Origin of the sequence: Amycolatopsis sp. NPDC004169 (assembly GCF_040610315.1) — a bacterium.
In the GTDB taxonomy this organism is placed as follows: domain Bacteria; phylum Actinomycetota; class Actinomycetes; order Mycobacteriales; family Pseudonocardiaceae; genus Amycolatopsis.
The window spans coordinates 27,933-40,468 of the sequence record NZ_JBEXMD010000029.1 but is presented as its reverse complement, the minus strand read 5'-3'; the positions used below and the strand labels follow the sequence as shown (position 1 = coordinate 40,468).

Below are 12,536 nucleotides of genomic sequence, written 5' to 3'. Positions count from 1 at the left end.
ATGCCGGGATGACCCTGGATCTTCCCCTTGGGGGACACGGTTCTCTCCGGCGGCCCATTCCCGGGCCTTCGGGCGGCTTCACGTCCGCCGCGCGGGGTATCGCACGCATGTTCGACGCGAGTTTCACCCTGGAGGATCCGAGCCGCGAGAGTCGTCGTGATGCGCACCGGCGTCACCAAGCCGCGTTGAGCGGCACCTTCAGCTCGGCCAAATCCCAGTCAATTTCGTCACCGTGACGTTTTGAGGTCGGGTGGCAGGGCATCGGCGCCACGGCCTTCAGGGGATGCTCTCGGGCCCTCCGTGGGGCCGGATCGGGCGATGCTGCCGGGCAGGTGGTCCCCAAACCGTGAGAGGAGCCGTCCTGGCGAAGCGCACGTCTCTCGTGTGCGCAGAGAGGGTCTGATCCCGGATCCGGGCCTCTCCTGGCTGTCCGCCCAGCTGGTCACCAAGTGCCGATAATGTACATTATGTCAAGTAACGTCAGTGCCAGTCGCTGATCATCACGTCCCGCGGTGCCGGGGCGCCCTCCCCGGTCTCCACGAGTTGCTTGAGGCTCATCAGGTAGATCGCCCACTTCGTGCTGCAGTGGTGCATGAACTCGCCCGCCTCGCGCCAGCCTTCGTGGGTGAACAGGACGATCGTGTAGTCGTCGCGCTGTTCGAGTTCCCAGCGGATCGTCGTGCCGAGCCACTCCGGCGGCCCGTCGACGACTTCCCAGCGGACGAGCCGGCCCGGGTCGAGTTCGAGGACCTTCATGTCGAAGCCGCCCGGGATGAAGCGGAACGCGATGACGCCGCCGGGTTCGGTGCTGCCTTCGGTTTTCTCGGTCCACCAGCCGGCGAGGCTGTCGATGGTGGTGAGCGCGTCGTAGACCTTCTCCGGGGTGGCGTGGTGGATGCCGATGCGGTGCAGGATGTCCATTTTCTACGGCTTTCTCTTCTTCTCGATGGTTTCGGCGATGGTCTTGATGCGGCGGAGCCGGGCGTCCCAGGCGTTGCCGACGTCGGTGAGCTGGGCGACGGCGCGGGCGAGCTGGGTTTCGTCGACGTGGAACTGCTTTTCGCGGCCGGCGTTGTGGGCGTGGACGAGGCCGGCGCGGTCGAGGACGGCGAGGTGCTTGGCGACGGCCTGGCGGGTGACGGGCAGGTGTTCGCTGAGGCTGGTCGCGGTGCCGCTCCCCTGGCTGAGCAGCAGGTCGAGCATGCGGCGGCGGGTGGGGTCGCCGACGGCCGACCAGAGGTCGTCGTCCACGGCGGTGGTCACCGGGTGGCTCCGAGCTTGGCGGCGCAGGCGGGCAGGCGGGGCAGGAAGTGGTCCCAGCCGGTGACGTGGTCGGTGTATTCGGCGGCGATCTTGGCTTCGTCCCAGCCGCGTTCGCGGAAGCCGGTTTCGGTCATCTTGAGGCGGGTGCCGGTGGCGGTGGGTTCGAGGTCGAAGACGACGAGGAAGGAGTTGCCGGGGGCGGCGGTCTCCCCTTCGGCGTGGGTCCAGCGGAAGGAGAAGTGCTTGGGTGGGATGGCGTCGACGACGGTGAAGCGGACCCAGGAGCCGCCGAAGCCGATGCGGCCGTCTCCCCCGGGTTCGACGGGGTATTCGGCTTCGTCGGGCCACCATTCGCGGAGGTGCTGGGGGCTGCTGACGACGTCGAAGACGATGTCGGGGCGGGCGTCGATGTGGATTTCGCGGTGGATGGTGCCGTGGTCCATGGCGGGCTCCTTGTGCAACGTTTGGTTGCGTGTCACGTTAGCTCGCCGGGGGCTGATGTGCAACCGTCGGTTGCGCGAAGGTCTTTCTGCACCCAGGCGACGTCGTGCCAGGCGCCGTGTTTCCAGCCGACCCGCCGGTAGACGCCGGCGGGTGTGAAGCCAAGGGCAAGGTGGAGCCCGGCGCTGGCCTCGTTGGGCAGGGTCATGCCGGCGAAGGCGCGGTAGAACCCGCGGTCGCGCAGCCGCTCGAAGAGGGTTTCGTAGAGGGCGCGGCCGGCGCCGGTGCGACGACGGCCGTGTTCGAGGTAGATGCTCGTCTCGCAGGACCAGCGGTAGGCGGCGCGTTCGGCGAAGCGGGTGGCGTAGGCGTAGCCGGCGACGTGGCCGTGGTCTTCGAAGACGAGCCAGGCGTGGGCGCCGGTGATGCGGCGGGCCATTTCGGCGGCGTCGGGCGGGTCGGTTTCGAAGGAGATGGCGGTGTCGGTGACGTAGGGCGCGTAGAGGGCGGCGCAGGCGGGCGCGTCGGCGGGGGTGGCGGCTCGAATCATGGCTCATATGGTAGCCGGGTTGAGTCGTATAGTATCCACGTTATGACCGATCCCCTGTCTGCCCGCCTGGCCGCCGCCGTGCACGCCGCCCGGACGTCGCACGGCCTCTCGACCGCGGCGCTCGCCGACCGGTCGGGGGTGTCGCGGGCGATGATCGGCAAGATCGAGCGGGGTGACGTGCAGCCGACGGCGGCGTTGCTGGCGAAGCTGTCGGCGGCGCTGGGCCTGACGTTGTCGGAGCTGATCGCCCGGGCCGAGGGCGACGAGCGGCGGCTGGCGCGGGCGGCGGAGCAGCCGGTGTGGGTCGACCCGGACACGGGTTACCGGCGGCGGTCGGTCTCCCCCGCGGCCGGTCGTCCGCTGGAGCTGGTCGAGGTGGAGCTGCCGCCGGGTGTGGAGGTGCCGTTGGCGTCGGGGACGTATGCGTTCCTGCACCAGCAGATCTGGGTGCTGGCCGGGCGGCTGAGGTTCCACGAGGGCCCCGAGGTCCACGAGCTGGCCGCCGGCGACTGCCTCCAGCTGGGGCCGGCGGCGGACTGCGTGTTCGCGAACCCGGGGCCGGAGCCGTGCCGGTACCTGGTGGTGCTGGTGAAGCGGGCTACCTGAGGTCGCCCAGGAGGACGACGGGCCGGTGTGCCGCAGGCTCTGCGGCGGAGATCCGGGGCGCGAAGCGGCTGGCGTTACGGGCCGGCGAGCTCCGCCTGGTGGTCGGCGGCCCACCGGGCGAGCTGCGCCAGGGGCCCGTTGGCGAACGAGTCGCCGAGCGGGGTGAGCTGGTAGACCGCTCCCCCCGCCGGGCCGGTGGTTTTGGCCACCAGCCCGCGCGTTCGCAGGCGGCGGAGTGCCTGGGTGAGGACCTTGTCGCTGACGCCGGCGATGCGGGTGAGCAGCTCGCTGCGTCGAATCGGCCCCGCGCGCAGGGCCGAGAGGACGACCGGGTCCCACGCGTGGGTGATGAGCTCGGTCGCCGAGCGTACCTGGCAGTCGGAGACGAACGTCTGGCAGGACCCGTCGATCACCGGCCCAGTTTGGCACATGCGTCTCCTACCGAACGGTAGGAACGGGGTTCCCAGCGTTCTCGGTGACCCCTCTTCCGGTTGAAGGAGATCGTTGTGACCGTGGGCATTTTGGGTACCGGCAACCTGGCTGTGACGCTGGGGCGGGCGTGGGCTTCGGCGGGGCATTCGCTGGTGCTCACCGGGCGCGACGCGGTGCGGGCCGGCGAAGCGGCTGCCCGGATCGGGGCCGCGGCGAGTGCCGTCGACCCGGGCGGCTTCGCGGGCCGGGTCGACGTGGTCGTGGTCGCGATCGCCTGGGACGGGCTCGAGGCTGCCCTCTTCCTCGTCGGCGGTCCCGGCGGGACGTTGGCGGGCAAGACCGTGATCGATTGCACCAATGCGGTGGACTACGCGACCGGTGCGCTGCGGCCTGCGTCGGGCTCGGCGGCCGAGGTGGTGGCTTGCTCGGCCCCCGGGGCGTTCGTGGTGAAGGCGCTTCACCTGTTCGCCGGTGGTTCGTGGCCGTTCGCGGGGCCGGTGGCGGAGGCGCCGGTCGTGGCGATCTGCGGTGACGGGCCGGGTGCGCTCGAGCAGGCCGGGGCGCTGGTCCGGGACCTCGGTGGGCGGGCCGCCGTGGTGGGTGGGCTCTCCGGGGCCCGGCAGCTGGAGGAAGCGGCGGGGTTCGTGATGCGGGTGGTGGCCGCGGGGCACAACCCGCGGTTCGCGGTGCCCGACGTGGATCCGGCCTTGCTGAAGCAATGAATCAGTGCTTCACTTCTTGCCGTGCCCTACCGCCGCACCCCGAAGGTGCAGGAACGCCTCGACGCCCAGCGCGAGACGATCGTCGCCGCGGCGACCCGGCAGCTGGCCGAACACGGTTACGGCGGCTGCTCGGTCGCCGCGGTCGCCGAGCGCGCCGGGGTGGCCGTCGGCAGTGTGTACCAGCACTTCCCCACCAAGGCCGAGCTGGTCGTGCACGTCTTCCGGCAGGTGGTGACCCGGGAGGTCGAGGCGGTCCGCGCGGCCTCGGCGGCGGCGGGCGACCCGGCCGAGCGGGTGCTGGCGGCCGTCGAGACCTTCGCCCAGCGTGCCCTCAAGGCGCCGAAGCAGGCGTACGCGCTGCTCGCGGAGCCGGTCGACGCGCTCATCGACGCCGAGCGGCTGGAGTTCCGGCGGGCTTACACCGAGGTCATCGCCGAGCACGTGGCCGCCGGGGTCCGGGACGGCTCGCTGCCGCCCCAGGACGGCAGGCTGACGGCCGCCGCGCTGGTGGGTGCCGCCGCCGAAGTCCTGATCGGCCCGTTGACCAGCGGGAACGCCGGTGACGTCGCCGAGCTTCGCCTGTTCATCCTTCGTGCTCTTGGAGGTTCCGATGCCCACCACGCATGAGGTCACCAACCAGGTCCCGCCGCTGGTGGGCCACGACGTCGCCGACGACCCGGCGCTGCTGGCCGGGCTGGAGCGGGCCGGTGCGGGCTGGGCGGCCGGCGAACTGCACGAGCTGGGCCGGCTGGCCGGCACCGAGCAGGCGCAGGAGTGGGGCCGGCTGGTCAACGAGAACGAGCCGGTGCTGCGCACGCACGACCGCTACGGCCACCGGATCGACGAGGTCGAGTTCCACCCGTACTGGCACGAGCTGATGAAGGTGGCGACCGCGCACGGCCTGCACGGCACGCCGTGGCGGGATCCGCGCGAAGGGGCGCACGCGGCGCGGGCGGCGAAGTTCTACGTCTGGGGCCAGGTCGAAGCCGGGCACAGCTGCCCGATCTCGATGACCTACGCGGCGATCCCGGCGCTGCGGGCCAACCCGGAGCTGGCGGCGCGGTACGAGCCGCTGCTGGCGGCGACCGAGTACGACTTCGGGCTGCGGGAGCCCTCGGCCAAGCGCGGCCTGCTCGCGGGCATGTCGATGACGGAGAAGCAGGGCGGCTCGGACGTGCGGGCGAACACGACCACCGCGACCCCCTCGGTGTCGTCGGCGGACGGCAGCTACACCCTGGTCGGGCACAAGTGGTTCACCTCGGCGCCGATGTGCGACGTATTCCTGACGCTGGCGCAGGCCCCGGGCGGGCTGTCGTGCTTCCTGCTCCCCCGCGTTCTGCCGGACGGCTCGCGCAACCCGATCCGGCTGCAGCGGCTGAAGGACAAGCTCGGCAACCGGTCGAACGCCTCGTCGGAGATCGAGTACGACCACGCGGTCGGCTGGCTGGTCGGCGAGGAGGGCCGCGGGGTCCGCACGATCATCGAGATGGTCAACAACACCCGGCTGGACTGCACGCTGGGCAGCGCGTCGGGCATGCGGCTGGGAGCGGTCCGGGCGGTGCACCACGCGACGCACCGGCGGGCGTTCGGCAAGGCGCTGGTGGACCAGCCGCTGATGGCGAACGTCCTGGCCGACCTGGTGCTGGAGTCCGAGGCGGCGACGACGGTGGCGATGCGGCTGGCCGCGGCGGGCGACCGGCGCGACGACGAGCAGGAGCAGGCGTTCCGCCGGCTGGGGCTGGCGGTGTCGAAGTACTGGGTGTGCAAGCGTGCCCCGGCGCACGCGGCCGAGGCACTGGAGTGCTTCGGCGGCAACGGGTACGTCGAAGAGTCGGGCATGCCGCGGCTCTACCGGGAGGCGCCGCTGTCGTCGATCTGGGAGGGCTCGGGCAACGTGGCGGCGCTGGACGCGTTGCGCGCGATGGGCCGCCAGCCGGAGTCGATGGCGGCGTTCTTCGCCGAGGTGGACCAGGCGGCCGGCGGCGACACCCGGCTGGACGACGCGGTGGACCGCGTCCGCAAGGAGCTGACCGACCTCGAGGGCATCGAGTACCGCGCGAGGCGGCTGGTCGAGGCGATGGCGCTGGTGCTGCAGGGATCGCTGCTGGTCCGCCACGGCCACCCGGCGGTGGCGGACGCGTTCTGCGCGTCCCGGTTCGGCGGCGACTGGGGCATCGCGTTCGGCACGCTCCCGGCCGGTGTGGACACGGGAGCGATCATCGAGCGCGCCGCGGCCGGTTAACCGGCCCGCTCGGCCCGCCGCCGGGCCAGCTCCTCGACGGCGCTGGGCAGGGTGGTCTCGAAGTCGATCAGCTTCGCCCAGGTCGGGGTGAGGACGATCCGCACCATGCCGTCGTAGAGGGAACGGACCTCGCGTTCCCACTCGACCCGCTGCTCGGGGGTCATCTCGTAGCTGCCGTTCAGCTGCAGGTACTCGTCCGGGATGCCGTCGACGACGTCCAGTTCCACGCGGCCGCGGATGAGGAGGATCTTGGGCGGGTGCGACTCGGTGTCGATGGTCAGGGCGACCGCCGGGTTGGCGCGCAGGGACGGCAGCTTCGGGGAGTTCTTCGCCGTGCACATGACGATCTCCGTGCCGTTCCAGGTGAAGGCGATCGGGATGCTGCGCGGGGTGCCGTCCTTGGCGACGTAGGCCAGCCGGGTCAGGTCGCGGGCCAGCAGCTCCCTGCTGAGCGGGCGGTCGAGCACCTCGGTGATCTCGTGCTGCGGCATGGTTGTCTCCTTCTCCGTGCGGGGCCTCTTCTGCCCCGGGGACGGAGCCGCACGGGCGTTCTCGACACGCCGGCGGAGATTTTTCAGCGGCCGAGGGCGTCGAGCGCGCCGGCGACCGCGGCGGCGCGCAGGTCCTCGACCGGGACGTCCGGGAACTGCATGCAGACGTCCTGCAGGCCGCCGAGGGCCAGGATGGCGCGGGTCTGCTGCGCCAGCGTCGGGTCCGGGCCGCAGATCAGGGCGGTGAGGCGGGTGCGCCAGCCCAGGACACGGTCGATCAGGCCCAGGTCGGCCAGGGTGGGCATCTCGGCCAGCAGCATCACCACGTCGGCGCGGTGGCGGTAGTTGAAGTCGAAGAAGCCTTCGATCAGCTCGCGCACCGGGGCGTCGCCGCGGGCTTCCTGGTCGAGGAGGAACTTCTCGCCGTCGTCGAGCAGGGGCCGGACGATGCTGCGGACCAGGTCGTCGCGCGAGGGGAAGTGGTAGTAGAGCGCGGGCTTGGTGATGCCGAGCCGGTCGGCGATGTCCTGCAGGCTGGTGCGCTGGACGCCTTGGCTGCTGAACAGTTCGCGGGCGACGTCGAGGATGCGCTGCTTGGTGTCGGAAGGCCTCGGCACCGCCCCAGCATAACTGACTTAACGATAGGTAAGGACCTGTGGTACAACTTACCTACCGTTAAGTCAGGGAGGTACTCATGCGGATCCTCGTCTCCGGCGCCAGCATCGCCGGCCCCGTGCTGGCGTACTGGCTCACCCGGCACGGCTTCGACGTCACCGTGGTCGAGCGCGCACCGGCGCTGCGCAAGACCGGCGGCCACGCCGTCGACCTCTTCCGCCCGGCCATGGACATCACCGAAAAGATGGGCGTCCTGCCGCGCGTGACCGCCCTCGCCACCGGCACGACCCGGATGACGGTGCACCGCGAAGGCAGCCGCCGTCCCCTCGGGGTGGACCTGTCGAAGGTCTTCCAGGCCACCTCCGACCGGCACGTCGAGATCATGCGCGACGACCTGTCCGAGATCTACTACGACGCCGGCCGCGACGACGTCGAGTACCTCTTCGGCGACTCGGTCACCGCCATCTCCCCCGACGGCGACGTCACCTTCGAGCACGCACCGGCCCGCCGGTTCGACCTCGTCGTCGGCGCCGACGGCCTGCACTCCACCGTCCGGCGTCTGGTGTTCGGCGAAGAGGCCGGGCTGACCACGTTCATCGGCGCCTACCTCGCCGTGCTGTCCCTGCCCGGCAAGTTCGGCCTCGACGGCGAAGCGGTCACCCACGTCGGGCCCGGGCGCAGCGCCTCGCTCTACAGCGCCCGGCACCTGGACGACGCGCGCGCGGTGTTCCTCTTCCGCCGCGCAGAGCCGCTGGACTACCACCACCGCGACGTCCCCCGGCAGCAGCAGCTGCTCCGGGCAGCGTTCTCCGGGATGCACCCGCAGGTCGACGGCTGGCTGGCCGGGCTCGACGGCCCCGGCCCGTTCTACTTCGACTCGATCACCCAGCTGCGCCTGGACACGTGGTCCCGCGGCCGGGTGACCCTCGTCGGCGACGCCGGCTACTGCCCCGGCCCGGCCGTCGGCGGCAGCACCAGCCTCGCCGTGCTCGGCGCGTACGTCCTCGCCGGCGAGCTCGCCGAAGCCGGCGGCGACCACGAACGCGCCTTCCCCGCCTACGAACGCGAAATGGGCGAGCTGGTGCGGCGCAGCCGGGCCTTCGCCGCCGGAGCCGCACGCAGCCTGATCCCCGCGTCGCGCGCCGGGGTGTGGGCGCTGGCCCGCGGCGGCCAGCTGGTCTCGGCGTTGCCGGCCGGGCTGACGCGGGCGGTCGCGAAGCTCAACACCGGCGGCGTGCGCATGCACGACTCGATGCAGGTCAAGGACTACGCGGCGAAGACCACGGCCTGAGGGCTGGAGGGGACCCGGTGGTGACGGCCCCCTCCAGCTTTCGACGACGGATGTCGGTCACCGGCGGATACCGGGCGGGCGCGCGGGAGTGAACCCGCGCGCCCGCACCCCCAGTGGCCCGGCGGAACCCGCCGTCGGGGACAGGAGACAACGAGTAGCGCGCTGGATACCGCGAAATCCGGCGGATTTCCGCCCGCCGCACCGGGCAGGTCGAGCGGCGAACGACGACCACGAGCTCTGGCGTCCCCTGCCGGCCAGTCGCCGGCCCGGCCCGGGGTCTCGCTCAGCCCGCCAACAGCCCCGGATCCCGCTCCGGCGTCCCCGCGGGCCACCACTCCCCGCCCTCGAGCCGGTACGGGTGCCAGCGGCCCCGGCGGTCCAGCCGCAACTGCACAAGCCCGACCGTGCACCGGTTCCGCTCGAACACCGGCTCCCCCTCGGCCTCCACCAGCGCCGCCCGCGCGGCCGCCAGCACCGGCTTCGGCGGCGTCCACGACGTCTCGAGCACCTCCAGCCCGTCCGGCCCGCCGTACCGCCACGCCGCGACCGCCCGCGCGAACTCGGTGCCCTCGCCCAGCCGCGGCTCCACCGCGGGGAACTCCGCCGCCAGGCGGACCGCGTCGTGCCGCCGTCCCGGCCACCCCCGCCCCGCCAGCAGTGCCTCCGCCTGGCCGGCCGCGTTGGCCGCCAGCAGCGCGAACGCCTCGGCCGGCACGCCCGGGGCCGCCGGGATCGACGGCGCGCCCGACGGGCGGAACGCGTCGAGATCGGGCAGCTCCCCCGGCACCCGGTCGGCGGCGGGCTCCGCGACCGGCACCGGCGCCGTGCGGCTCTCCAGCTCCTCCCGGATCTCCCGCTCGCCCTTGCCCCGCAGCAACAGCACCAGGAACGGATCCGCGTCCAGCAGCCACGACGCCTGGAACGACAACGCCGCCGCGTGCCGGCACGGCAGCTCCCAGCCCGGGCAGTCGCACTCGGGGTCGAGGTCGCCGATCCCCGGCAGCAGGTCGACGCCGGCCAGGTCGGGTGGCAGGTCCCGGTCCAGCAGGGCCGCCAGGTGCCCGGCGCGGGCGGCGACGCGGTCGAGCAACCGCGTCCACTCCGCCTCCGGCAGTTCCGCCAGCCGCAGCTGGGTGCGGTACGGGCCGCCGTCGGCGTCCTCGACCACCGCCGCGATCCGGCCCGGGCTGACCGTGATCGGGCCGACCAGGCCGGCCGCGGCGTACTTGCGCCCCTTCTTCAGCTGACGCAGGTCCAGCGCCGTGTCCTCCATCGCGCGTACCCACGCCCGGCCCCACCAGGAGCGGGTCGGGTGCCCGCCCGGTCCGAACGCGGGAAAGCCGCGCACCCGGTCGTCGCTCATCCGCGGCTCCTCAGCTCGACCAGCTCCGCCAGCTCGGTGTCCGACAGTTCCGTCAACGCGGCATCGCCACCGGCCAGCACCGCCTCGGCCAGCGCCCGCTTCTCCCGCAGCATCGCCGCGATCCGGTCCTCCACCGTGCCCTCGGCGACCAGCCGGTGCACCTGGACCGGCCGGGTCTGCCCGATCCGGTACGCCCGGTCGGTCGCCTGGTCCTCCACCGCCGGGTTCCACCAGCGGTCGAAGTGCACGACGTGGTCGGCGCGGGTGAGGTTCAGGCCCGTCCCGGCCGCCTTCAGCGACAGCAGGAACACCGGCACCTCACCGTTCTGGAACCGCGCCACCAGCTCCTCCCGCCGCGCCACCGGTGTCCCGCCGTGCAGCAGCTGCGTCGCGATCCCGCGCCCGGCCAGGTGCTTCTCCAGCAGCCGCGCCATCGCGACGTACTGGGTGAACACCAGCACCGCGCCGCCCTCGGCGAGGATGGTGTCCAGCAGCTCGTCGAGCAGCTCCACCTTCCCCGACCGGCCACCCGGCTGTTTCAGGTACTGCGCGGGGTGGTTGCAGATCTGCTTGAGCGCGGTCAGCAGCGTCACGATCCGGCCGCGCCGGGCCATCCCGTCACTCGCGGCGATCTCGGCCAGCATCTCCCGCACGACCGCCTCGTAGAGCGCCACCTGCTCCGCGCTCAACGCCACCGGCCGGTCGGTCTCGGTCTTCGACGGCAGCTCGGGCGCGATCCCCGGATCGGACTTGCGCCGCCGCAGCAGGAACGGCCGCAGCAACCGGGCCAGCCGCTCCGCCGCGGCCGGGTCGCCCGCCTCGATCGGCTTCGCCCAGCGTGCCCGGAACTCGCCCGACGACCCCAGCAGGCCCGGCGTGGTCCAGTCGAGGATCGCCCACAGCTCCGAGAGCGTGTTCTCCACCGGCGTCCCGGTCAGCGCCACCCGCGCCGCCGACGGCACCAGCCGCAACGCCTTCGCCGTGCCCGATCGGTGGTTTTTGACGTGCTGGGCCTCATCGGCGACCAGCAGGCCCCAGCGCACCGCGGCCAATGGCGCGGGATCGGCGCGCAGCGTGCCGTAGGTGGTCAGGACGAACCCGTCGGGCTCGTCGAGGGACCGGGCGCTGCCGTGGAAGCGCCGCACCGGCACGCCGGGGGCGAACCGGCGGATCTCCCGTTCCCAGTTGCCCAGCAGCGACGCCGGGCACACCACCAGCGTCGGCCCCGACGCCCGGTGCAGGTGCAGCGCGATCAGCGTGACCGTCTTGCCGAGGCCCATGTCGTCGGCCAGGCACCCGCCCAGCCCGAGGCCGGTGACGGTGGCCAGCCACTGCAGCCCCCGCAGCTGGTAGTCCCGCAGCGTCGCGGCCAGCCCGGACGGCGCCGCCTGCGGTTCCGCCGGCGCGGACAGCCGTTCCCGCAGCCGGGCCAGCCAGCCGCCGGTGACGACCTCGACCACCTCGCCGTCGACCTCGGTGGTCCCCGCCAGCACCGCGCCCAGCGCATCGACCGGCTTCAGCGGCTTGAGCGCCCGCTCCCGCGCCTTCGCCGCCAGCGCCGGGTCGACCAGCACCCAGTGGTCCCGCAGCCGCACCACCGGACGCCGTGCTTCGGCGAGGGCGTCCAGTTCCGCCTCGGTCAGCACCTCCCCGCCCAGCGCGAGCTGCCAGTCGAACGCCAGCGCGCGCCCGCCGCCGAAGAACGAGGGCAGGTCACCCGGGGCGTCGCCGGCCCGCACGACCGCCCGCGCGGTCAGCGAGCCCGCCAGCCCGGCCGGCCAGTGCAGGTCGATCCCGGCCGCCGCCAGCCGCGGCGCCGCGGCCGCGACCAGCTCGGTGACGTCGTCCTCGCCCAGCTCGAGCTCGCCGGGCACCGCCGAGGTCAGCAACGGCCCCAGCGCCGGCCACACCTGCGCGCCGCGGCGCAGCGCCAGCAGCACGTCGATGCGCGCCCGGGGCCCGAACCGCCCCGTCTCCCACAGCTGCGCCGCGTCGGCGACCTGCGCCGGATCGGCCAGGCTGTGCACCTGGACCACGGCCCGGTACCGGCCCGCGGCGAACCCGTCCGGCGCCTCCACCCGCAGGGACACCCGGATGCCCGAATCCAGGCCGGCGGCCAGCTCGTCCGCCCAGTCGCGCAGGGCGTCCGCGCGCTGCGGCGCGACGGCGGCGAACAACCGCGTCCCCGCCGCCTTGGCCGCGGCCGGCGTGCGCGGCAGCGTGTCGGCGACGGCGTCGAGGAACGCCCGCAGCAGCGGCCCCGGCGCGCGCTCGTCCGATGGCATCGCGGCCGCAAGGTCCCGCAGCCACGCCGCTTCCGCCGGTTCCAGCGGCCCGGCGCGCCAGGCGTCGTACCCGGCCGCGGTCACCCCCGGCAGCAGCCGTCCCGCCGCCACCAGCCGCAGCGCGGCCCGCGCCGCGGTCGCCCAGAAGGGATCGGGGCCGGCCAGCAGTTCCGGCAGCGCGCCCGCGACGGACAGCTCGCGGCCGTCGACCACCAGCCGTCCCGCCCGCGGTGGT

The 12,536-nt window shown here is 73.2% G+C and carries 14 protein-coding genes; 5 read left to right on the top strand and 9 right to left on the bottom strand.

The genetic code is table 11. From position 1 onward, the window contains the following. Positions 1-480: 480 nt before the first annotated feature. Genes ABZX11_RS32045 through ABZX11_RS32030 form a run of 4 tightly spaced genes read right to left on the bottom strand, consistent with a single transcriptional unit; the run spans position 481 to position 2,254 of the window. Positions 481-921, bottom strand: a complete 441-nt coding sequence (locus ABZX11_RS32045) for an SRPBCC domain-containing protein (protein WP_354919980.1) — start codon at positions 919-921, stop codon at positions 481-483. Between the two features lie 3 nt (positions 922-924). Continuing rightward, the gene (locus ABZX11_RS32040; protein ID WP_176169630.1) at positions 925-1,263 is read right to left on the bottom strand and encodes a metalloregulator ArsR/SmtB family transcription factor; all 339 of its coding nucleotides are present in this window, start codon (positions 1,261-1,263) and stop codon (positions 925-927) included. Further along, complete coding sequence (locus tag ABZX11_RS32035; RefSeq protein WP_354919977.1) at positions 1,260-1,706, bottom strand: SRPBCC domain-containing protein; 447 nt, start codon at positions 1,704-1,706, stop codon at positions 1,260-1,262. The genes ABZX11_RS32040 and ABZX11_RS32035 overlap by 4 nt, the downstream gene beginning before the upstream one ends. Before the next feature lie 32 nt (positions 1,707-1,738). Continuing rightward, positions 1,739-2,254: an N-acetyltransferase family protein gene (locus ABZX11_RS32030; RefSeq protein WP_354919974.1), complete on the bottom strand. Its 516-nt coding sequence runs from the start codon at positions 2,252-2,254 to the stop codon at positions 1,739-1,741. 42 nt (positions 2,255-2,296) lie between these two features. On the opposite strand from ABZX11_RS32030, the gene ABZX11_RS32025 reads away from it, so the two are divergent. Further along, positions 2,297-2,860 carry an XRE family transcriptional regulator gene (locus ABZX11_RS32025; protein ID WP_176169633.1) on the top strand — a complete coding sequence of 188 codons (564 nt, stop codon included), beginning with the start codon at positions 2,297-2,299 and terminating at the stop codon, positions 2,858-2,860. A gap of 74 nt (positions 2,861-2,934) precedes the next feature. Here the strand turns inward: ABZX11_RS32025 and ABZX11_RS32020 are convergent, their stop codons facing one another. Then, positions 2,935-3,273: a helix-turn-helix domain-containing protein gene (locus ABZX11_RS32020; protein ID WP_354919970.1), complete on the bottom strand. Its 339-nt coding sequence runs from the start codon at positions 3,271-3,273 to the stop codon at positions 2,935-2,937. Positions 3,274-3,366: 93 nt separating this feature from the next. Between ABZX11_RS32020 and ABZX11_RS32015 the strand changes: the two genes are divergently transcribed. Genes ABZX11_RS32015 through ABZX11_RS32005 form a run of 3 tightly spaced genes read left to right on the top strand, consistent with a single transcriptional unit; the run spans position 3,367 to position 6,256 of the window. Next, positions 3,367-4,014, top strand: coding sequence for an NAD(P)-binding domain-containing protein (locus ABZX11_RS32015; protein WP_354919967.1), 648 nt, complete (start codon positions 3,367-3,369; stop codon positions 4,012-4,014). A 21-nt stretch (positions 4,015-4,035) separates the two neighbouring features. After that, on the top strand, positions 4,036-4,641 hold the full coding sequence (locus ABZX11_RS32010; protein WP_354919964.1) for a TetR/AcrR family transcriptional regulator: 606 nt from the start codon (positions 4,036-4,038) through the stop codon (positions 4,639-4,641). Next, the gene (locus ABZX11_RS32005; RefSeq protein ID WP_354919961.1) at positions 4,625-6,256 is read left to right on the top strand and encodes an acyl-CoA dehydrogenase family protein; all 1,632 of its coding nucleotides are present in this window, start codon (positions 4,625-4,627) and stop codon (positions 6,254-6,256) included. The genes ABZX11_RS32010 and ABZX11_RS32005 overlap by 17 nt, the downstream gene beginning before the upstream one ends. Here ABZX11_RS32005 and ABZX11_RS32000 read toward each other — a convergent pair. Further along, positions 6,253-6,747 (bottom strand): pyridoxamine 5'-phosphate oxidase family protein, encoded by a 495-nt coding sequence (locus ABZX11_RS32000; protein ID WP_354919958.1) that lies wholly within the window; start codon positions 6,745-6,747, stop codon positions 6,253-6,255. The two genes, ABZX11_RS32005 and ABZX11_RS32000, sit on opposite strands and share 4 nt — an antisense overlap. 83 nt (positions 6,748-6,830) lie before the next feature. Then, the gene (locus tag ABZX11_RS31995) at positions 6,831-7,364 is read right to left on the bottom strand and encodes a helix-turn-helix domain-containing protein (RefSeq protein ID WP_354919955.1); all 534 of its coding nucleotides are present in this window, start codon (positions 7,362-7,364) and stop codon (positions 6,831-6,833) included. 77 nt (positions 7,365-7,441) lie between these two features. Here ABZX11_RS31995 and ABZX11_RS31990 point away from each other — a divergent pair, with 77 nt between their 5' ends. Next, positions 7,442-8,653, top strand: coding sequence for an FAD-dependent monooxygenase (locus ABZX11_RS31990; RefSeq protein ID WP_176169640.1), 1,212 nt, complete (start codon positions 7,442-7,444; stop codon positions 8,651-8,653). A gap of 283 nt (positions 8,654-8,936) precedes the next feature. Here ABZX11_RS31990 and ABZX11_RS31985 read toward each other — a convergent pair whose 3' ends face one another. Then, positions 8,937-10,016, bottom strand: a complete 1,080-nt coding sequence (locus ABZX11_RS31985; protein WP_354919951.1) for an SWIM zinc finger family protein — start codon at positions 10,014-10,016, stop codon at positions 8,937-8,939. Then, entirely contained in the window at positions 10,013-12,514 is a 2,502-nt protein-coding gene (locus ABZX11_RS31980; RefSeq protein ID WP_354919948.1) for a DEAD/DEAH box helicase, read from the bottom strand. The genes ABZX11_RS31985 and ABZX11_RS31980 overlap by 4 nt, the downstream gene beginning before the upstream one ends. Between the last annotated feature and the right edge of the window lie 22 nt (positions 12,515-12,536).

Coding starts and splice junctions, on each gene's coding strand:
- ABZX11_RS32045 (WP_354919980.1), bottom strand. CDS start 921: ATGGACATCCTGCACCGCATCGGCATCCACCACGCCACCCCGGAGAAG.
- ABZX11_RS32035 (WP_354919977.1), bottom strand. CDS start 1,706: ATGGACCACGGCACCATCCACCGCGAAATCCACATCGACGCCCGCCCC.
- ABZX11_RS32030 (WP_354919974.1), bottom strand. CDS start 2,254: ATGATTCGAGCCGCCACCCCCGCCGACGCGCCCGCCTGCGCCGCCCTC.
- ABZX11_RS32025 (WP_176169633.1), top strand. CDS start 2,297: ATGACCGATCCCCTGTCTGCCCGCCTGGCCGCCGCCGTGCACGCCGCC.
- ABZX11_RS32005 (WP_354919961.1), top strand. CDS start 4,625: ATGCCCACCACGCATGAGGTCACCAACCAGGTCCCGCCGCTGGTGGGC.
- ABZX11_RS32000 (WP_354919958.1), bottom strand. CDS start 6,747: ATGCCGCAGCACGAGATCACCGAGGTGCTCGACCGCCCGCTCAGCAGG.
- ABZX11_RS31990 (WP_176169640.1), top strand. CDS start 7,442: ATGCGGATCCTCGTCTCCGGCGCCAGCATCGCCGGCCCCGTGCTGGCG.
- ABZX11_RS31985 (WP_354919951.1), bottom strand. CDS start 10,016: ATGAGCGACGACCGGGTGCGCGGCTTTCCCGCGTTCGGACCGGGCGGG.